We start from the raw sequence: 20,621 nt of genomic DNA, 5'->3' as shown, positions 1-20,621 counted from the left end.
AACGGTCTGTATCTGCCGTCAGCAGCAGGATCCTGAATCAGAAAGCTTGTTGAGTATAGCGGGAAATTTCTAACGAGTTATTAAAGAAAACTTACCATCCTGTGAAACTATTAATTTTGTGTTGCGATATATCCTAAACAACATCAAAAAAATGCGCATGACTCATCTAATTTATTCACTGGCATTGTTTTTCTTCATTCGGTACAACAGAAGGGTTTAATTTTGAGGATATTTTCTGCTTATGCGCATTAATCTGGATGTTTTGCTTATTCTCGACGCTCTCGACAAACAGGGTTCATTTGCCGCAGCGGCCGAGTCGCTGTTTAAAACCCCTGCCGCACTCAGCTATATGATTCAGAAGCTGGAAAGCGATTTGAATATCGAGCTGCTTGACCGTTCCGGGCACCGGGCAAAATTTACCGATACCGGACAGATGATGCTGGAAAAAGGGCGTTTGCTGCTGAATGCGGCAAAAGATCTCGAAAAGCAGGCGGTACAGCTGAGTTCAGGCTGGGAAAAAGAGCTGGCTATTGCGCTGGACGACTCCTTCCCTTTCGCCGCGCTGTTGCCCATTATCGATGAATTTCATGCGCTGAATAAGCAAACTCGCCTCAGTTTTACCCACCATACGCTGGCGGGCTCCTGGGAGGAGCTGACCCATAATGGAGCCGATATTATTCTGGGGGCAATTAATGAACCGCCAACGTCTGCAGCCTGGTCCTATAAAATGCTCGGCACGTTGGACAATGTGTTTGTCGTTGCGCCTGAGCATCCGCTGGCCGCAGCAGCAGACGGCCTGACCAGCGAACAGTTATGCCTGCATCGGGCGATTGTTATCAGCGACAGCGCCCGCTTCTGCCATCCGTTACAAACCAATCTGATGGAGGAACAGGCGCAAATCCGCGTCGATGACTTCCACAGTAAGGTGATGCTACTACGAGCCGGTATGGGCTGCGGATTTCTCCCCCGCCATATTGCCAGCCCGTGGCTTACCACGGGCGAGCTGGTGGAAAAAACGGTTATCTCATTTCGCCAAAAAGACGTGGCATATATGGCATGGCGCAATAACCGCGATGGGCTGGCACAGCGCTGGTGGCGGGAAACGCTGCTGGCAAGCCCGGAGATTGCGCGCTTATATCAATGACCTATCCATACCGAGGCGGAAATCGCCGGCAACGTCAGGATATCGTCGGCAAGCATGCCGTTGCCCTCTTTGTGCTGCCATTGACTCACGCTCAGTAATGGCGAGGCTGGCAGGACCACTTCACAAGCGTGGCCACGGTTAATCGCCACCAGGACGCGCTGTCGGTTTAGCACGCGAACAAACACTACCACGTTATCCTCGGCGTAAATCACCTGGCAACCACCGTGGCGCAGCGCCTGATTCTGGTGGCGTAATTTTGCCAACCGCTGATACAACGCCAGCAGAGTAGCGTCCTGTTTTTCAGGCTGCCACGGGAACGGTTTGCGACAAAACGGATCGTTGTTCCCGTCCAGCCCCACTTCGTCACCGTAGTAAATACAGGGCACGCCAGGCCAGGTAAACAGCCATACCACCGCTAGCGGTAACCGTGCGACGTCTTTACCGAGCAGAGATTTAAAGCGGGCGGTATCGTGGCTGTCGAGCTGATTAAACATCCGCAGCTGTTGCTGATGCGACAACCCCGCGCGGTAGTTATCCATCCATGCCATACAGGTCTGGGCATCAATGGATTGCGGGTCGTATGAGATATCGGTATTGGCGAGAAATCCCCAGAGGGGGAAAGTAAAGCCGCGATAGTTCATGGCGGCATCTTCTGCATCAGCCTGCAACCACTGGCGCGCATCGCCAAAATGCTCACCCACCACATACGCCTCTGGCTGGGTTTCTTTTGCCGCCTGCGTAATTCCGGCCACATGTTGTAGGTTGTTACGTGCGCCTCCGGCCTCTCCCAGCATGTGCACCACATCAAGACGCCAGCCGTCCATACTCCACGGCGCTTTCAGCCAGTGGCGGACGATACTGTCTTCACCACGATAAATTTCATTCACCAGGCTTTCCGAGGAAAAGTCCAGCTTAGGTAAGCTGGAATATCCCAGCCAGTCGAGCGCAACGCCGTCGGCTGAAAAATGATACCAATCGCGCCAGGGGGATTCTGGGTTATGGCACGCCCCGTCTGTTCCCCGATTATGTCGGTCAAACCAGGCGTGCGAATCGCCGCTATGGTTAAAGACGCCGTCGAGAATCAGACGCATGCCCTGCTGTTGGGTGTTGTGCCGCAGACGCAGTAGCGCCCTGTCGCCGCCAAATTGCGGATCAACATGACGGTAATCTTCGGTATCGTATTTATGCACGCTCGGGGCGGTAAATACAGGATTCAGGTACAGCGCCGTGATCCCTAACGTTTTCAGGTACGGTAGCTTTTCGCTGATGCCGTCCAAATCGCCGCCATAAAACGTGGAGCCACCGGCCTGAGCCGTAAGCGGTTCGTCCCATTCGCGCCGCACGATGTCGTGTCCGGCGGCGTGGTGGTAATAGACGTTATCCTGGCCCGCTTCACGCGACTGGCTGCGGGCAAAACGGTCCGGGAAAATTTGATAGAAAATCTGATCGGCAACCCACTGCGGACCGTTATCCGGCACATCAACCGCAAACTGCTCCAGACGCGCAGGCGGAAAACGGCTGAATCCCTGTGGGGTGAACCACAGCTGACGATCGAGCCAAAGTAATTTAAAGCTATAGCGTCGACGAGGCTGCCCGCTGGAGAGATCGATCGCCGCTCGCCACGCGGTCACACCCGGCTGCGGCTGGCTGCGCTGCTTGTGCATAGCCAGCGAAATCTCTTCGTTATCGTTTTCTGCGCGTAGCGTCACCCGCTGGGGTGGATTTTCCCCCGCCAGCCATAATGTAATCGTCAGTTGATCTTTGTTTTGCTTAACAAATGGGGCAACCGGAAGGTGCCAGGCGTTCAACATCACGTATCCCCTTTGATGATAATGACGTCACCTTGCCATAGCGAAGTGCAGGATCACTCATCATCTTAACGTTTATTGGGGGAGGAGTTCGGGGGAGGAGAAACTTGCCGGGTAACGCAAAGCTACCCGGCAAAAATATTACTGTGCTTCAGCCAGTTGGCGCTCGCGACGGCGCTTGAATCCCCATCCGACCAGCAGCAGGACAATCCACGCAAAGCCGACGTACAGCGAAATGCGGGTATCCGGATGATAGCCGATAAGCGCGATGATAAAGACCAGGAAAATCAGGCCAACAACGGTCGTCGTTACCCCACCCGGTACTTTAAATTTCAGCGCTTTGACCTCTTCCGGCGGCAGACGACGACGGAAAGCAATCTGCGACAACAGGATCATAATCCACACCCATACCGTGGCGAAAGTCGCCAAAGAGGCGATCACCAGGAAGACGTTTTCCGGCATGATGTAGTTAAGATACACCGCAAACAGCAGCGCGATAGTCATCACCATTACCGTCACCCACGGCACGCCACGACGCGACGTCTTGGCGAACATTTTCGGGGCACTGCCCTGCTCCGCCATGCCGTGTAGCATACGCCCCACACCGAAGACGTCAGAGTTAATAGCCGACAGCGACGCAGTCAGAACCACAAAGTTGAGGATCCCGGCAGCAAAGGTAATGCCCATATGCTGGAACGTCATAACGAACGGGCTACCGTCGGTACCCACCTGGTTCCACGGGTAGATAGACATAATGACGAACAGCGTCCCCACATAAAACACCAGGATACGCATTGGTACGGAGTTGATGGCGCGCGGAATAGATTTTTCCGGGTCTTTGGCTTCGCCTGCGGTAATCCCGATAATCTCAATCCCGCCATAGGCAAACATCACCATTTGCAGCGACATCACCATGCCGAGCCAGCCGTTGCTGAAGAAGCCACCGTTGCTCCATAAGTTATGGATACCGGTTGGTTGCCCGCCGTTGCCAATCCCCCAAATGATGATACCGAAACCGGCGACAATCATGATGATAATGGTGGCGACTTTGAAGAACGAGAACCAGAACTCCAGCTCACCAAACACCTTCACGCTCATCAGGTTGATGGCGCAGATAATCAGCACCACGCTGAGTACCCAAATCCAGTGCGGTACCGCCGGGAACCAGACGCCCATGTATATGCCGAAGGCTGTCACGTCGGCAATGGCGACAATCAGGATTTCAAAACAGTAGGTCCAGCCGGTAATGTAGCCTGCCAGCGGTCCGAGGTTTTCCTGCGCGTAGCGCGAGAAGGAGCTGGCTGCCGGGTTATGAACAGACATTTCGCCCAGCGCACGCATAATAATGTACGCCGCGACACCGCCGATAATATAGGCCAGCAATACGCTTGGCCCCGCCATTTTGATAGCGTCGGCCGAGCCGTAAAACAGCCCGGTACCAATTGCTGAACCTAATGCCATAAAGCGGATGTGCCGGGTGCTCAGCCCACGCTTTAGCTTGTTATTACTTTCCATCGATTCCTAACCTGTTAACACAATAAAAAAACCACGGGGCCATGTTAATAGCCCCGTGGTTAAAACTTATTGTCAGTGATATTAGTGTGCGCTGGAGGTCACCTGTCGACCCGCGGCGCGATCCCAGATAACTGCCAGGACCACCATCACGACTGTTGGCATCAACCACGCCAGCCCCTGCTCCGCCAGCGGTAAACGCTGGGTCCAGGCCGGTAACACGTCGCCAATTGCAGAAGCTTTAATGCCATCAAGGATACCAAAAATCAGGCTGATAAACATCGCAGGTGCAATGACGCGGGAAGAATTATGCCACCATGAGCGGGTAAAGCTTAATACAACCAGTGCGATACATGGCGGATAGATAGCCGTCAGCACCGGAATAGAGATCTGAATCAGATGGCTCAGACCCAGGTTAGAAACCACCATCGAGAAGCCGCCGAGGATAAATACCAGCGTGCGATAAGACAGTGGAACGTACTGGGCAAAGAACTCTGCGCACGCACAGGTCAGGCCAACCGCGGTGACCAGACAGGCGATGAAAATCAGCGCCGCCAGCAGGAAGCTTCCTGCACCGCCAAAGGTGTGCTGAACATACGCATGCAGAATCGCCGCGCCGTTAGCAGACTGATCGACCAGAATCGCGCTATCTGAACCCAGACGGAACAGCGCGAGATACAGCAGCGTTAAGCCCACACCCGCCATTAAACCCGCCCAAACGGTATAACGAGTCAGCAGACGCGCTTCAGTAACACCACGCGAGCGAGCGGCGTTAACGATAACAATACCAAACACCATCGCGCCCAGCGTATCCATGGTCAGATACCCGTTCACGAAGCCATTAGAAAACGCCGCAGTTTGATAGGCTTCCATCGCATTACTGATCGGGCCTGCTGGCCAGACGATTGCAGCGACAGACAGGACCACCAGCGCCAGGATTTTCAGCGGTGCCAGGAAATTACCCACCGTATCCAGCAGTTTGCCCGGATAAAGCGAAACCAGAATGACAATCGCGAAATAGATAACGCTATAGATAAACAGCGGCAGCGCAGAATCACCAGTCAGCGGTGCAATCCCGACTTCGAAAGAGACCGTCGCGGTACGCGGGGTAGCGAATAACGGCCCAACGGCCAGATAGCAAACGGTCGCCAGCAGCAGACCGGCAACTTTACCGATAGGCGTGCTCAGTCGGTCCACACCACCGCCGACTTTCGCCAGCGCGACAACGGTAAGTACCGGCAGGCCAACGGCCGTAATCAAAAAGCCAAAAGCCGCAGTCCAGACGTGTTCACCTGCCTGCAAACCAACCATTGGGGGGAAAATGATGTTACCTGCACCAACGAACAGTGCAAATGTCATAAATCCCAAAGCGATAATATCGCGCGATTTTAACTGATGGGTCATAAAGTCTTACTGCCTGTGGATGTGGTGTTGAAAATAGTAAATTTTTGCCTTTCCCTGGGGGACAATACAGCGGCATTTTTGCTCAATTCCAGCGGGAAACACTCCCGACCTGGCGCGGCGAAGAATAGTTTTTCGATTTACCGCGTAAATGCAGTCGGTATGACAGCACCTGGAGCGCAATTTAAACGCTTATAACGTTTTAAAGCAAGGTGGGATCCAAAAACCAGAACAATATAGCGATATGAAAAATAGGGTTAGCACAAAACACCATTTCATGGAAAAAGGTATGGGTAATAATTCGAACAAAAAACAATCAAACGTCGTAAAATTCAGGAGGCATCTATTGACCACATAAAAAAAACCAGCTTGCGCTGGCTTTTGGAAAGATTATCTTACGAATACGTCTTAGCCGTTACTTTTGGCAATGAAACGTTCCGGGATCATGAAACTAAATCGCGTCCCTTTGCCTGGTTCGCTTTCGATGTTCAAACGGCTGTCGTGGTGATGCAGCGCATGTTTCACGATGGCCAGACCCAGACCGCTACCGCCCGTTTGTCGCGATCTCGCCTTATCCACACGATAAAAACGTTCGGTCAAACGTGGTATATGCTCGGGGGCAATGCCCGGACCGTTGTCTTCCACGCAAAACTCCGCCCCTGACGGCACATGCTGCCAGCGTACGGTAATGTGCGTTCCCGCTGGTGTGTGGTTCACCGCGTTGTACACGAGATTCGAGATAGCGCTACGCAACTGCTCCTCGTTGCCTCGCACATTCAGGCTGTTATCGACATCAAAGGTAAACGTATGTTTATGCTGGCTCAGGGTTTGCGCTTCGTGCTCGATCACGCGCAGCATCATAGGCACATCGACTTTCTCATTCAGTTGCAACGTCGGCGCAGCTTCAATTTTTGACAGCGTCAGCAGCTGTTTCACCAGGCCTTCCATACGGTACGTTTGTTCGCGCATGGTATGCAGCGCTTTTTCGCGCGTTGTCCCTTCCAGCGGGTGCTCCTGCATCATTTCCAGGTAGCCTTGCAGCACCGTCAGCGGTGTGCGCAACTCATGGCTGGCGTTGGCGAAAAAGTTACGCCGTGAACCTTCCAGTTGGTGCATCTGGGTAACGTCGCGCGCCACCATCAACAATTGCTTATCGGTATAGGGCATCACGCGAATTTCCAGATGCCGTCCGGTATTGAGCACCAGATTGATTGGCCGGCTAAAATCGCGCGTTTTCAGATATTGTGTGAATTCCGGGTAGCGCAGCAGGTTAAGAATATTTTGCCCGCTATCGTCCGGCCAGCGCAGTCCCAGAACCTGCTGAGCCAGTCCGTTACACCAGAAGATACCGCCTTCTTCGGTGGTCAACACCACCGCGTCGGGTAGTGATTCCGCCCCGCTGCGAAAACGTTTAATCAGGTTACCCAGTTCTCGACGGCGCTTTTTGTTGCGAAGCTGCATTTGATGCAGCCCATATAACAACGGCTCCCAACTGCCTCGCCCCGGCGGCGGCGTCATGCTTCTGTCGACCCATAACCACCAGGACAAACGTAATAAATTCCAGAAATGCCAGATAAGCAGGCCCGTTACCGACGCCAGTAAAAACCAGGGCAGGTAACCGAAAAAAGCGCTAAGGATAAATGCTGGTATGCAGCACAGGATCAGCTCCAGTACCAACCTTTTCCATGACAATCGTTCTAGCAAACGTCTTACTCCATAAACGGCCTAATCCATCAGGCCCTGATTCTTGTCAGTCAGAAGCGGGTCGAAAAACGATATCCCGTCCCGCGAACTGTCTGCACCATTCGATCGTGTCCGCTGTGCTCCAGCGCTTTACGTAAGCGGCGGATATGCACATCCACTGTCCGGTCTTCTACGTAGACATTGGTTCCCCAGACATGATTGAGGAGTTGTTCACGGCTGTAGACGCGCTCGGGGTGAGTCATAAAGAAGTGCAACAGTTTGAATTCGGTCGGCCCCATATCCAGCGGTTCTTCGCCGGTCATCACGCGATGCGAAGTGGGATCAAGACTCAGCCCCTGCATCTCAATAACCTCTTCCACCGCCATGGGGGAAATTCGACGCAGCACAGCTTTAATACGCGCCACCAGCTCCTTGGGAGAAAACGGCTTGGTAATATAGTCATCCGCACCGGTTTCCAGACCCCGGACGCGATCTTCCTCTTCTCCCCTCGCCGTCAGCATCATCACGGGGATGTCCCGCGTCATGGCTTCGCGCTTGAGATGCTTAATAAACTGTAGACCCGAGCCGCCGGGAAGCATCCAGTCAAGCAGGACGAGATCCGGCCAGGGTTCATTGAGTTGGTTCACAGCACTGTCATAGTCTTCGGCTTCTACGGGTTGAAAACCGTTTTGCTCGAGCACGAAGCAGACCATTTCACGAATTGGAGCTTCATCTTCTACGACCAGAATACGTCTCGCCATGATTTGCCCTGTTTATAATTAAATCGTTTGCCATCAATACGGTGCCATTATGCGTCAGTTTTATGACAGATTTATGAAAAGATAGTCCAGGTTTAACGCAGCCAGACGAATTATGACAGCCCGGAGACAAGATATTACCGTCTCTGAAAGGTTATAATCCCCGCCACTGTTTTATCGTCATGGAACTCTTATGCGCATCCTTCACACGTCTGACTGGCATCTGGGCCAAAATTTCTACAGCAAGAGCCGCGCCGCTGAACATCAGGCCTTTCTCGACTGGCTGCTGGAAACGGCACAATCCCAGCAGGTGGATGCCATTATTGTGGCGGGCGATATTTTCGATACCGGCTCACCGCCAAGCTACGCCCGTGAGCTGTATAACCGTTTTGTCGTCAATCTGCAGCAAACTGGCTGTCATCTGGTCGTGCTGGCAGGCAACCACGACTCCGTCGCCACGCTCAATGAATCCCGCGATATTCTGGCGTTTCTCAACACCACGGTCGTTGCCAGCGCCGGCCATGCGCCGCAGGTGCTGCCGCAACGTGATGGCACGCCGGGAGCGATCCTGTGTCCGGTTCCTTTCTTACGACCACGTGACATCATTACCAGCCAGGCCGGGCTAACCGGACAAGAAAAACAGCAGCATCTGCTGGGGGCGATCACCGACTATTACCAGCAGCAGTATCAGGACGCCTGCACGCTGCGTGGCGATCGAAACCTGCCCATCATTGCGACCGGCCATTTGACCACCGTTGGCGCCAGTAAAAGTGACGCCGTACGTGACATTTATATCGGTACGCTGGACGCCTTTCCGGCGCAAAACTTTCCACCCGCGGACTACATCGCACTGGGGCATATTCACCGGGCGCAGGTTATCGGCGGGACGGACCATATTCGCTACTGCGGTTCACCGATTGCCCTCAGTTTTGACGAGTGCGGCAAAAACAAATGTGTACATCTGGTGAGCTTTGAAGCGGGGAAACTCAGCGCCGTTGAAAATCTCACCGTACCGGTCACCCAGCCGCTTGCGGTACTGAAAGGCGATTTAGCCGCCATTACCGCCCAGCTTGAACAGTGGCGTAACGTGCCACAAGAGCCGCCGATATGGCTGGATATTGAAATCACCACCGACGACTATCTGCATGACATGCAACGTAAGATCCAGGCCTTAACCGAAGATTTACCGGTCGAGGTGTTATTGGTGCGCCGCAGTCGGGAACAACGTGAACGTATTATGGCCAATGAACGACGCGAAACGTTAAGCGAGCTAAGCGTAACGGAAGTTTTTGACCGCCGCCTGGCGCTGGAAGAGCTCGAGGAGCCTCAGCGTGAGCGGTTGAATCAGCTGTTTAGCGCAACCTTACACACGCTTGCCGGGGAGAGTGAAGCATGAAAATTCTCAGCCTGCGCCTGAAGAACCTCAACTCCCTGAAGGGAGAATGGAAAGTCGATTTCACAGCAGAACCTTTTGCCAGCAACGGGTTGTTCGCCATTACCGGGCCAACGGGCGCGGGGAAAACCACCCTGCTGGACGCGATTTGCCTCGCCCTGTACCACGAAACACCGCGCCTGAATACCGTGTCACAGTCGCAAAACGACCTGATGACTCGCGATACCGCGGAGTGTCTGGCCGAAGTTGAGTTTGAGGTGCGCGGCGAAGCCTACCGCGCATTCTGGAGCCAGAACCGGGCGCGCAATCAGCCCGAGGGCAACCTGCAGGTCCCGCGCGTAGAGCTAGCCCGCTGCGCTGACGGTAAAATCCTCGCCGATAAAGTCAAAGACAAGCTGGAGATGACAGCCGAGCTTACCGGGCTGGATTACGGGCGTTTTACCCGTTCGATGCTACTGTCTCAGGGCCAGTTTGCCGCCTTTCTTAATGCCAAACCGAAAGAGCGCGCCGAGCTTCTGGAGGAGTTAACTGGTACTGAGATCTACGGCCAAATCTCCGCCATGGTGTTTGAAAAGCACAAGTCGGCGCGTACGGAGCTGGAAAAACTGCAGGCCCAGGCCAGTGGCGTGGCGCTGTTAGCACCAGAGCAGGTGCAGTCCCTGACGGAAAGTTTGCAGGTACTTACTGACGAAGAAAAACAATACCTTACCAGCCAACAAACCCAGCAACAGCACCTCAACTGGCTTATTCGGCAAAATGAGCTTCAGACGGACATAAACCGCCACCAGCAGGCATTAGAGGCAGCACTTCAGGCGCAAGAAGACGCGCAGCCGCAGCTGGCAGCGCTGAGCCTGGCGCAGCCGGCCAGAGCATTGCGCCCTCACTGGGAGCGAATCCAGGAACAAACGGCTACTATCGAGCGTACGCGCCAGAAGATTCAGGAAGTGAATACTCGCTTACAAAGCAGCTTAGCGCTGCGCGGGCGTATCCGTCAGCAGGCGCACACGCAATCGACCGCGATACTCGCCGAACAACAGACGTTAACCGACTGGCTGAACGAACATGACCGCTTCCGCTTATGGAGTAGCGAACTGGCAGGATGGAAAGCGCTGCTGGCGCAACAGTCCGACGCCAGCGCCCAGCTACGCCAGTGGCAACAGCTGCGGGAGAACGACACACGTAAGCTCGATGCCCTGCAGCTTCCCACGTTGACCCTTTCGCCGCAGGAAGTGACAGAAGCGCTGGCGCAACATGTGCAGCTTCGTCCACTACGCCAGCGCCTCAGTAATCTGCACGGGCAAATCGCCCCGAAGCAAAAGCAGCTGGCACAGCTACGCGCTTCACTGGTGCAGCGCCAGCAAGAGCTGACCCAGCGCAACGCGGTACTTGCCGAGAAACGTCAGCGCTATAAAGATAAAAATCAGCAACTTGCCGATGTGAGACTCATTTGCGAGCAGGAAGCCCGCATCAAAGATCTGGAAAGCCATCGGGCATTACTGGAATCCGGCAAACCTTGTCCGCTTTGTGGCTCTATTACACATCCGGCTATCGCGCGTTACCAGACGCTTGAGCTGAGCGTAAATCAGGCACGACGTGAAGCGCTGGAAAAAGAGGTCAAAACGCTGGCCGATGAGGGTTCAACCCTGCGCGGGCAGCTTGAGGCGATAACGCAGCAACTTCAGCGCGATGAACATGAAGCACAGAGTCTTTCTCAGGAGGAGCAAGCACTTACTCAAGAGTGGTTGACCGTTACCGCCAGCCTCAACGTATCGCTACAACCGCAGGATGACATTGCCCCGTGGCTGGCCGCTCAGGAAGAGTACGAACAACAGCTTCACCAGTTAAGCTTGCGTCATACCCTGCAGGCGCAAATCGCCGCGCATACCGAACAGATTACTCAACTCCAACAGCATATTGACCAGCGCCAGGCGACGTTAACCTCAGAGCTGGACCGTCATGGTCTGGCCCTTCCGCCCGAGGACGAAGTCTCCCCATGGTTAAGCGAACGGGCGAACGAAGCGCAAATGTGGCAACAGCGCCAGAATGAACTGACCGAGATACAGGCCCGGATTGCCCAGCTTGCGCCGCTGCTGGAAACGCTGCCAGAATCAGAGGCTCTTTCTGAAATCATTGAGGATCTGTCGCTGGAAAACTGGCGGCAGGTGCACGACGATTGCCTCTCTTTACAGGGACAGTGGCAAACCTTGCAGCAGCAGGAAGCACAGGACGTTCAGCGCGCCGCAGACATTCAGGCGCAGTTTGATGCCGCATTGCAGGCCAGCATCTTTGACAATCGTGACGCCTTTATCGCCGCCTTGCTGGATGAAGAGACCTTCAACCGTCTTGAGCTGTTGAAACAATCGCTGGAAAACCAGCAACAACAGGCACAAACGCTGCTTAATCAGGCCCAGCAGGCGCTGGTGACTCATCAACAGCAGCAACCAACCGGGGTGGATCTCACGCTCACGGCACAACATCTTCGCGACACGCTGGCGCAGCTCACCCAACTGCTGCGGGATAACACCACTCGTCAGGGAGAAATTCGCCAGCAGCTCAGGCAGGATACTGAAAACCGCCAGCAGCAGCAGGCGCTGATGCTGGAGATTGAAAAAGTCGCGCAGCAGGTCGAAGACTGGGGCTATCTGAATGCGCTGATCGGCTCGAAAGAGGGAGATAAGTTCCGCAAATTTGCCCAGGGGCTGACGCTGGATAACCTGGTCTGGCTTGCCAACAACCAGTTAACCCGTCTGCACGGTCGCTATTTGTTGCAGCGCAAAGCTAGCGAAGCGCTGGAGCTGGAAGTGGTCGATACCTGGCAAGCCGATGCGGTGCGTGACACGCGTACGCTCTCCGGCGGCGAGAGCTTCCTGGTGAGTCTGGCGCTGGCGCTGGCATTGTCCGATCTGGTCAGCCACAAAACGCGAATTGACTCCCTGTTCCTCGACGAAGGCTTCGGTACGCTGGACAGCGAAACGCTGGATACCGCGCTGGACGCACTGGATGCACTCAACGCTAGCGGTAAAACCATTGGCGTGATCAGCCACGTCGAAGCAATGAAAGAACGCATTCCGGTGCAAATCAAAGTGAAAAAAATCAACGGGCTGGGCTACAGCAAACTCGACAACACTTTCAGAGTGGAATGACGCTGATTTTTCGACGTATTGATATTGCCGACAAGATCGGCAATATCATTCCCTGCATATTATTCTTACGCTTAAAAAATAACCGCTAGCGGTAAATCATATCAAAGGTCGCCGTGGCGTTGATTTCGCCGGCCCGCAAGTTCTCATTTAAACGTATGACGTGAGCTTTAAACGGCAGAGCGATGCTCCCTTCTGCACCATTTTTTATCGTGGACAGGAGCTCGCCAAAATTCACTAACCGATCGTTATATAAAATTTGCACACCGACACCTTGCGCAGACGTCGGAGAATCAAGATCATTTAATGTCAGAATAGTGCTATCGCCTGCTGCCGTTGTACCAGAAAATAATACATTGACATTGGTATCCTGATCGCACGTCAAATCAATTTTAAAATCAACCGCATCACCAGTATCACCCGGGTTATTCAGACTGACAGTTTTAAAGTAACGACCCAAATTAACAGAAATATTCTTACTATTAAGCACACAACTGGCACTGTTAACTACCACATCTGCATCGGTAAAGTTAATATGAAGTTGGGCGGCGGATTCATATATTCGGGAAGCACTAAATCGTGATAATTGCAAGGGAGTATCTGTAATAGGTTGCCCGGTTGAGATTAATCGCACCTCAAACATTGCCGATACATTTGTGTATTCACACCCCTTACATGTTTTATTACCCTCGGCCTTTGCCGGAGAATAAAAAATACGGGCATCACTTGGTGAGTAGCTTTTGCCACTATCAACAGACAACCACCAAATTTTAATCCCAATGCCTGGGTTATTCGTCTGATAAACATATTCTTCAACACCATTTACCAGCGTCAATGATGAGTCATCATATCCGCGATAGATTGGGTGCACCCCATTACAAAATATATCCGATTGATTTGGAGCACTAAGATAACCGCTATCCCATAGGACAGTTCCTGCAGGGACATCGCGCTGAGCGTTAATAGTCGGAACGGTGACCGTATAGGTTGCGGCTGTCGTATCATTTTTATAATAACATGAAGCATAACTTACCACTGACCAGTTTAGTACAAAAAATACAATCACATACCTAATGAAGGATATCATTATCACTTTTCACCTTTATTTACACTCTGCCGCTAATATAGCAACGGCTTTGTTGGTAAGTTCATCGGCAGGAATAGCAATCTGCGCGGTACACTGCTGTGTCGCTTTCTCACCCCACTTCACCATAACGCGATCGCCTGCCGATACACCGGTTAAATAAACCTGTCCATTATCACCCACGATACTGGCATAATTTTTTTCGTTTTCCCCTGCCAATGCCGCAAGCGCGCCGAAAGGAACGTTATTTCCATTATGTTGTAGCGTTAACAAAACACGTATACCGGTGCGTGCAGAAAATGTTGCCAGTGTGACCGCACCACGCGAAGGAATCACCTGTTTGACGGGCTCCTCAATATCAACCTGCGGGTTACTTGCCGTATTCAATATAATGTTATTCGTTCGATAGGGTGAGGCATATGGAATAACAGCGTAGCCATAGGAATCAGTATATACGCCGGTACTGTTTTCTACTTTAATATCAGGCCCATCGTCGGCATCGACTAAGGTCACCGTTTCAGGTAGCGACTGTGCTAAAGTAAACCCGCCAGCATGGCCGATAATCCCACCTTGTAACTTATAATTCACTTGCCGGCTGTTGTTGTCATAATTGTACCCACCAGAAACAGAGCCAAATGAGCCTTGCCAGGTGGCATTCATACTTCCATTCTCCCCCATTCCATTATTCCCCCAGGACTGCTGGAGATTATAATTGAGGTTATCATCCTGCAATGCAGTACCACTGATCCCAATCAGATGTTGCTGACTACGATGACGGTTATCTGTATAAGTATAATTCGCCCAGGCACTGGGTAACCATTTATCTAAGGGAATACTGACAGTAAATGAAACCTGCTCATCTCGATGTGAGGTTGGCGTTTGCGTCAACGAATAGTTGAGCATAAATCGGATCCGTTCCCAGTTCTGGTTATAACCGACAGATACCGTGCGCTCATATCCCGCCAGTCCCCAGTAATCTTGCTGATAACCGGAGATATAGAAAGAACCTAGCTCATTCAAGCTCTGGCTGATATTTACCTGAAAGCGGCTACGACGGTTATTGGTATTGCGATAAGCATAAAAACTGTCGTCATCAATATCGTTAGTTCGGTTATTTAACGTTTCCGTAAACGTATAAAAATTACGGGTAGAGTAACGATAACTCGCAAGCGTAAGATTGGTGTTGGTCGTATCGATATTCTTCGCATACTGGGCACGATAAGACATCCCCTGCCAGACGTTATCAGCCACTTCGCTTCTGGCCGTTGTGGCATCAAACGAAAATGCGCCAAAATCATGAAGATCGATACCAAAACCTAATGCCGCGGAACGATAAAAATCACTGCCCAACACGCCGCTATACACGGTAAAACCATAAGGCAACCCATAGATAAGTTGCGCTTCGACCAGATTAGGATCCTCTGATGTATCATTATTTTGGTAATGCCCGGCGGCAACGCTATATTGCAATGCCCCCTGTCGCTGCATGATAGGTAAAGAAGACGACGTCTGAACGAATCTACGCTCACTCCCATCAGCCTCCGTGATTGTTATATCGAAATCACTGCCGGAAGATACCTGCGGTACATCCGTAATTTCAAACGCCCCTGCGCTAACATAGGTTTGATAGAGGGTGTAGCCATTTTGCTTAATGGTCACCTTAGCATCGCTTTTCGCAATCCCCCGGATCACCGGCGCAAACCCTTGTTGGCTATAGGGCAGCATAGCGGTATCTGTTTGCAGACGAATACCACGAATCGGAAGGCTGTCAAAAATATCTCCCGCAGTAGAGCTATCGCCGAGCGTCAGTTGGCTACGCAGGCGCTTTATATCCCGCTGAATATACGTCGAAATGTTTTCCCAACCATCTCCGCTTTGGTAATTTCCATTGTTTCGTATGCGCCACGGCCCTACATTCAGTCCACTGTTTAAGCTCAGGTAATTTTGTGTCGACGAGCCCTGAGAGCTGTAGTGTGTTTTAGAGCCGCTATAGTAATAACCCAACAGGGCAGCAGGTATCCCATCATCCCAATTATCAGGGTCGATATACCCCTGCACTTCCTGATTAACAGCAACTTGCGGAACACGAATATCCAGCCGTTGTTGCTGAGTGGAGAAAGTCCAGGAAGCCTCTTCAATGTAACGTCCGATATCATCAACCGTGGCGTCATCAGACATCGTTTTCATCAATGGCATTTTGCTGACATTGACGCCATAGGCGGCCAGTTCTGATTTTTTTAACACGGGAATGAGTGCGGTATGGGCTTCATTAAGCACATACGTCACATTCTTTTTTTCAACAAAATGATTATTAAAATAAACAGAACTGAGGTAGACGCCTGGTGCAAGTGCATTATCGTCTAAAAAAGTACGGATCGTCTCTGCGCTGTCTATTGGGGAATCAAAACGTAGCGCATCAATATTAAACTCATCATCAGCAACTTGTGATTCAGCGATACAAAACGGACTACACAACATCAACGCGGTGGCAATAGCTGATAATTTCAATGAGAGTATTTCATGATAATTATTGATAGGCCGCATATTGTGGATATCCTTATCCGCCAAATTTAAAGTGACTTTTCCTGTTCGGAAGTGGCATTACCGTAGTCGTCGATTGCGCTCCACCGAACAGACTTAGCGTTCCCACCCGGTAGGGAATAGATCATTTTTGAATAGGGTGAAATCATCATAGACACAGCGGAAAGCGTATCTTTCGGCGGCTTTACCTCTTTGCCGTCAACGGTCATGTTATGCAAAGAAATATAGTATGCCGTCGGGTTATCCACAGCCAAACGTCCACCTGAAACAGAAAATATCAGACTTTTGTATGCTTCTTGCGCGTCGCTTTTATTTAATCCTTTTGGTCGCCATATCAGCTTAATACGACTGCGGGTAGCCAATTGTAGCTTACTTTGTTGAACTAACACTTTAGGCGTCGCTTCGATAGACTTGATATTAGCCCAAAAAATTTGTTCACGATCTTTTGCCAGGATGCCATTTTTATCGACTGAGATAAAATGCAGGATATTCGTCTGTCCGCCAATAAGTTTAAATAACGGAGGAGTAATAATAAGAGGAGGCTTACTTTTATCATTCTTATCGAAGTTATCAACCCATGCCTGAACAAGCTGATTACCATTACCCGTGTTTTTTACCGTTGCCTGAACTTCATCCACATCTCCAGGATAAATAATACGTGTATTGCTAATTTGCACCCCCGCCAAAGCAGTGTTTTGAAAAAGAATGAATATTGCTGAAAACAGCAAACCAGAAATGTTGAGATTCATCATTCATCCCTTATGGCTAAATCTCGAAAAGAATTACAGGACATACCCTGATTATCCTATGGCATATCCTGTCTGAACTTACGTCACACCCACTCTACGTCCCTTATGGATAGTAAATGGTATAGGTTGTGGTTGCGGCAAACTCGCCGCCTTTGATACTCGCCGGATCAACGGTTGCCACAACTTTTGATGTGAAGTTAAACGTCAGGTCATTTTCTTCGCTTGCCCCAGTCGTTTGAGCAAAAGCAGAGTTCGCTTCGTCGTTAAAAACGACTTTATCATTGCTGGCATCAGCGCCATAAACCACAATACCAACACCGGTATCAACGCCGCCAGTAAGCGCTTTCAGCTGCGTATTTTCCGTTGCGGTATCACCTGCAAAGGTCAGGTTTACCACAGTATTTGCCGGGCACTTAGTCAATTTAATTGCAAATGGCTGAACCTGAGACGCTTCTTCGCCAATACCAGCAAAGGCGTTCGTACCCAGCGGGGTAAAGGGTACCTGAACATCTTCGCTGTCTGTATCAACCTGGCAAGGTGGGTTAATAATAGTACCGGTAAAAGTGACGGTGCCCTGGTCATCAGTTAAGTCTGCCGCATGCACAACATTGATAGCCGCAACAAGCAACAAAGAGGCAGAAAGGAGTACTTTCTTTTTCATGTAAAATTTCCCTATAATAAATTTTATTATCTTTCGAATGCTGTCTCTGAAATTTCCGCCAAAGACTTTTGCATATAAAAATCCCAAACAGTCCTCAGAAGAGGTCCGAAAGATAGAATCTTATGCGTTCTAACCCAATGAATATTGTGGTCGACATATATAATATAATATGATTTTTAATTCATCAACAACACAAAGACAAAAAATAATATCATTACAAAACAGCGAGTTATAATAAGTTAATCGATAAAATAAAAACAATATTTAAATAATTTATAGCTATGCGCTTTATATATAAAAAATAAATCACTATCGATTCATATACACTGTGAATACAATAATCCATTCCCAACCAGAAATCGCCCATCAATAAATTATTATTTTAGTGTATTTTATATATTGAAAAGACTACAATTCAGAGTCCGTATGTTATCGGCATCTAACATGCAAATAATTGCTTTCAAGAATAATTGCAATCGTTCGTTCAGACTTCACAAATATGATAGCATTAGCCCTACTTAGCTGTTGTTGCTGTGTATGACAGGTGGTATGAAAAAAGTCATTTTCTCTTTAGCCTTGGGGACGTTTGGGCTGGGCATGGCCGAGTTTGGCATCATGGGTGTACTCACCGAATTGGCGCGGGACGTGGGTATTTCCATTCCTGCCGCTGGCCATATGATTTCGTTTTACGCCTTTGGCGTGGTGCTTGGCGCACCCATTATTGCACTCTTTTCCAGCCGCTTTTCGCTCAAGCATATTCTGCTGTTTCTGGTCACGCTATGTGTAATTGGCAACGCCATTTTCACCCTCTCCTCCTCGTATTTTATGCTGGCGGTGGGCAGGCTGGTTTCAGGCTTCCCGCACGGCGCGTTTTTTGGCGTTGGCGCAATTATCCTGTCGAAGCTCGCCCGCCCGGGAAAAGTAACCGCCGCCGTCGCGGGCATGATTTCGGGTATGACCGTTGCCAATCTGGTTGGCATTCCCGTCGGCACCTGGCTGAGTCAGGAATTTAGCTGGCGCTATACGTTCCTGCTGATTGCCGTCTTTAATATCGCCGTGATGGTCTCGGTCGCTTTTTGGGTGCCCAACATCAGCGATGAAGCAAAAGGAAACCTGCGCGAACAATTTCACTTTTTGAAAAGCCCCGCCCCGTGGCTCATTTTCTCCGCCACCATGTTTGGTAACGCCGGGGTTTTCGCCTGGTTTAGCTACGTCAAACCATACATGATGTTCATCTCCGGCTTTTCCGAAGCGCTGATGACCTTCATCATGATGCTGGTAGGATTAGGAATGGTGTTGGGAAATCTGCTGAGCGGTCGGCTGTCTGGTCGCTATACGCCGCTGCGCATTGCGGTGATAACCGACTTCGTGATTGTGCTGGCTCTGCTGTTGCTCTTTGCCTTTGGCGGGATCAAAGCCGCGTCGCTGACCTTCGCCTTTATTTGCTGCGCGGGCCTGTTTGCCCTGTCGGCACCGCTGCAAATTTTATTGCTGCAAAATGCTAAAGGAGGGGAGCTGCTGGGTGCGGCTGGCGGGCAAATTGCCTTTAACCTCGGCAGCGCGATTGGCGCCTACAGCGGTGGCATGATGCTGACGCTGGGCTTTGCCTACAACTACGTGACGCTGCCGGCGGCACTGCTGTCGTTTTCTGCGATGTCGTCACTGTTGCTGTACGGTCGCCTGAAGCGCGCAGTACCCCAGATGACACACGCTGCCGGATAGCATCTGCGCTACCCGGCTACGCGAACCTTACTCCTGCGGCCACAGCCAGGCCGCACCGCGTACACCGCTGGAATCCCCGTGTAGCGCCTTGCGTAGAGGCGTTTCGCATTCGCCGCCAAAGACAAACTGCTTAATCAACGTCGGAACGTTTTGATACAGTCGATCGACATTGCTCATTCCGCCCCCCAGCACAATGACGTCCGGATCGAGAATATTCACCACATGTGCCAGTGATTTCGCCAGACGACGCTCATAGCGGCTCAACGCCTGCTCCGCAAGAGCATCCTGCGCAGTAACAAGGCTGATAATTTCATTGCCTTTGAGCTGCTTACCGCTCAGACGCTGGTAGTCGGTGGCAAAGCCGGTCCCGGAAATGAAGGTTTCAATGCAGCCTTGTTTACCGCAATAACAGGGGACTTCCTGTCGAAAACGCAGCTCATCTTCGTCCATCCATGGCAGCGGATTATGCCCCCACTCGCCCGCGGTACCGTTACCGCCCGTGTGCGCCCGACCATTCATTGCCACTCCTGCGCCACATCCAGTGCCGATAATCACTGCAAACACGGTTTGCGCCCCGGCCGCCGCACCATCCACCGCTTCTGAAACCGCCAGACAGTTGGCATCATTTGCCAACCGCACTTCACGATTCAGACGCGAACTCAGGTCTTTGTCAAAAGGTTGTCCGTTAAGCCAGGTCGAGTTGGCATTCTTCACCACCCCGGTGTAGGGCGAGATTGAACCTGGAATGCCCATTCCCACGGTTCCCGTCTGACCGGTGGCGTTTTCCGCCATCTCCACCAGCGTGGCAATGGTTTCTATCGTTTGCCGATAATCATCACGCGGCGTGGGCAGGCGATGGCGAAAAAGCTGTTCGCCCGCATCGCCAAGCGCAATAACTTCCGTTTTCGTACCGCCCAAATCGATACCTATACGCACTGTTTGCTCCTCTTCCCGATTAACAATGCAAGCATAGCGACAATTCGCTATCATGCCCGCTGGATTTAACGACAAGGCCGTGGAAATTA

General features: G+C 51.3%; 14 protein-coding genes. 4 read left to right on the top strand and 10 right to left on the bottom strand.

What is annotated here, in order from left to right; translation table 11 throughout:
- The first annotated feature begins 241 nt into the window (after positions 1–241).
- Complete coding sequence (locus OGY10_RS07485; RefSeq protein WP_191226335.1) at positions 242–1,144, top strand: LysR family transcriptional regulator; 903 nt, start codon at positions 242–244, stop codon at positions 1,142–1,144.
- Here OGY10_RS07485 and malZ read toward each other — a convergent pair.
- From malZ to phoB, 5 genes are all read right to left on the bottom strand, one after another.
- The gene (gene malZ, locus OGY10_RS07480; protein WP_191226336.1) at positions 1,138–2,955 is read right to left on the bottom strand and encodes a maltodextrin glucosidase; all 1,818 of its coding nucleotides are present in this window, start codon (positions 2,953–2,955) and stop codon (positions 1,138–1,140) included. The genes OGY10_RS07485 and malZ overlap by 7 nt on opposite strands.
- A gap of 138 nt (positions 2,956–3,093) precedes the next feature.
- A complete protein-coding gene (proY, locus tag OGY10_RS07475; protein ID WP_003021504.1) occupies positions 3,094–4,467 on the bottom strand; it encodes a proline-specific permease ProY in 1,374 nt (457 codons plus the stop codon).
- An 81-nt stretch (positions 4,468–4,548) separates the two neighbouring features.
- Positions 4,549–5,868 carry a branched-chain amino acid transporter carrier protein BrnQ gene (gene brnQ / locus OGY10_RS07470; protein WP_003021501.1) on the bottom strand — a complete coding sequence of 440 codons (1,320 nt, stop codon included), beginning with the start codon at positions 5,866–5,868 and terminating at the stop codon, positions 4,549–4,551.
- 405 nt (positions 5,869–6,273) lie between these two features.
- Positions 6,274–7,569 (bottom strand): phosphate regulon sensor histidine kinase PhoR, encoded by a 1,296-nt coding sequence (phoR, locus tag OGY10_RS07465; RefSeq protein WP_079934856.1) that lies wholly within the window; start codon positions 7,567–7,569, stop codon positions 6,274–6,276.
- 50 nt (positions 7,570–7,619) lie between these two features.
- Entirely contained in the window at positions 7,620–8,309 is a 690-nt protein-coding gene (gene phoB / locus OGY10_RS07460) for a phosphate response regulator transcription factor PhoB (RefSeq protein WP_003830970.1), read from the bottom strand.
- Between the two features lie 190 nt (positions 8,310–8,499).
- On the opposite strand from phoB, the gene sbcD reads away from it, so the two are divergent.
- Both sbcD and sbcC read left to right on the top strand, forming a co-directional pair.
- Positions 8,500–9,702, top strand: coding sequence for an exonuclease subunit SbcD (gene sbcD, locus OGY10_RS07455; RefSeq protein ID WP_191226337.1), 1,203 nt, complete (start codon positions 8,500–8,502; stop codon positions 9,700–9,702).
- A complete protein-coding gene (gene sbcC, locus OGY10_RS07450) occupies positions 9,699–12,842 on the top strand; it encodes an exonuclease subunit SbcC (protein ID WP_191226338.1) in 3,144 nt (1,047 codons plus the stop codon). Before sbcD ends, sbcC begins: the two co-directional genes overlap by 4 nt.
- An 85-nt stretch (positions 12,843–12,927) precedes the next feature.
- Here the strand turns inward: sbcC and OGY10_RS07445 are convergent, their stop codons facing one another.
- From OGY10_RS07445 to OGY10_RS07430, 4 genes are all read right to left on the bottom strand, one after another.
- Complete coding sequence (locus OGY10_RS07445; RefSeq protein WP_191226339.1) at positions 12,928–13,926, bottom strand: fimbrial protein; 999 nt, start codon at positions 13,924–13,926, stop codon at positions 12,928–12,930.
- A 15-nt stretch (positions 13,927–13,941) separates the two neighbouring features.
- On the bottom strand, positions 13,942–16,491 hold the full coding sequence (locus OGY10_RS07440) for a fimbria/pilus outer membrane usher protein (protein ID WP_286576589.1): 2,550 nt from the start codon (positions 16,489–16,491) through the stop codon (positions 13,942–13,944).
- 2 nt (positions 16,492–16,493) lie between these two features.
- Positions 16,494–17,216, bottom strand: coding sequence for a fimbrial biogenesis chaperone (locus OGY10_RS07435; RefSeq protein WP_231587315.1), 723 nt, complete (start codon positions 17,214–17,216; stop codon positions 16,494–16,496).
- A 100-nt stretch (positions 17,217–17,316) separates the two neighbouring features.
- On the bottom strand, positions 17,317–17,874 hold the full coding sequence (locus tag OGY10_RS07430) for a fimbrial protein (protein ID WP_008783915.1): 558 nt from the start codon (positions 17,872–17,874) through the stop codon (positions 17,317–17,319).
- Positions 17,875–18,423: 549 nt separating this feature from the next.
- On the opposite strand from OGY10_RS07430, the gene araJ reads away from it, so the two are divergent.
- On the top strand, positions 18,424–19,596 hold the full coding sequence (araJ, locus tag OGY10_RS07425; RefSeq protein WP_032942515.1) for an MFS transporter AraJ: 1,173 nt from the start codon (positions 18,424–18,426) through the stop codon (positions 19,594–19,596).
- Between the two features lie 27 nt (positions 19,597–19,623).
- Here the strand turns inward: araJ and mak are convergent, their stop codons facing one another.
- The gene (mak, locus tag OGY10_RS07420; RefSeq protein ID WP_128612084.1) at positions 19,624–20,532 is read right to left on the bottom strand and encodes a fructokinase; all 909 of its coding nucleotides are present in this window, start codon (positions 20,530–20,532) and stop codon (positions 19,624–19,626) included.
- Positions 20,533–20,621 lie beyond the last annotated feature (89 nt).

Origin of the sequence: Citrobacter sp. Cpo148, from assembly GCF_030332375.1 — a bacterium.
In the GTDB taxonomy this organism is placed as follows: Bacteria; Pseudomonadota; Gammaproteobacteria; order Enterobacterales; family Enterobacteriaceae; genus Citrobacter; species Citrobacter portucalensis.
This window is presented reverse-complemented; position numbering and strand designations above follow the sequence as displayed.

What these genes read in the sequence shown, in the direction of transcription:
- OGY10_RS07485 (WP_191226335.1), top strand. Translation starts at nt 242, where the DNA reads ATGCGCATTAATCTGGATGTTTTGCTTATTCTCGACGCTCTCGACAAA.
- malZ (WP_191226336.1), bottom strand. Translation starts at nt 2,955, where the DNA reads ATGTTGAACGCCTGGCACCTTCCGGTTGCCCCATTTGTTAAGCAAAAC.
- proY (WP_003021504.1), bottom strand. Translation starts at nt 4,467, where the DNA reads ATGGAAAGTAATAACAAGCTAAAGCGTGGGCTGAGCACCCGGCACATC.
- brnQ (WP_003021501.1), bottom strand. Translation starts at nt 5,868, where the DNA reads ATGACCCATCAGTTAAAATCGCGCGATATTATCGCTTTGGGATTTATG.
- phoB (WP_003830970.1), bottom strand. Translation starts at nt 8,309, where the DNA reads ATGGCGAGACGTATTCTGGTCGTAGAAGATGAAGCTCCAATTCGTGAA.
- sbcD (WP_191226337.1), top strand. Translation starts at nt 8,500, where the DNA reads ATGCGCATCCTTCACACGTCTGACTGGCATCTGGGCCAAAATTTCTAC.
- sbcC (WP_191226338.1), top strand. Translation starts at nt 9,699, where the DNA reads ATGAAAATTCTCAGCCTGCGCCTGAAGAACCTCAACTCCCTGAAGGGA.
- OGY10_RS07445 (WP_191226339.1), bottom strand. Translation starts at nt 13,926, where the DNA reads ATGATATCCTTCATTAGGTATGTGATTGTATTTTTTGTACTAAACTGG.
- OGY10_RS07435 (WP_231587315.1), bottom strand. Translation starts at nt 17,216, where the DNA reads ATGATGAATCTCAACATTTCTGGTTTGCTGTTTTCAGCAATATTCATT.
- OGY10_RS07430 (WP_008783915.1), bottom strand. Translation starts at nt 17,874, where the DNA reads ATGAAAAAGAAAGTACTCCTTTCTGCCTCTTTGTTGCTTGTTGCGGCT.
- araJ (WP_032942515.1), top strand. Translation starts at nt 18,424, where the DNA reads ATGAAAAAAGTCATTTTCTCTTTAGCCTTGGGGACGTTTGGGCTGGGC.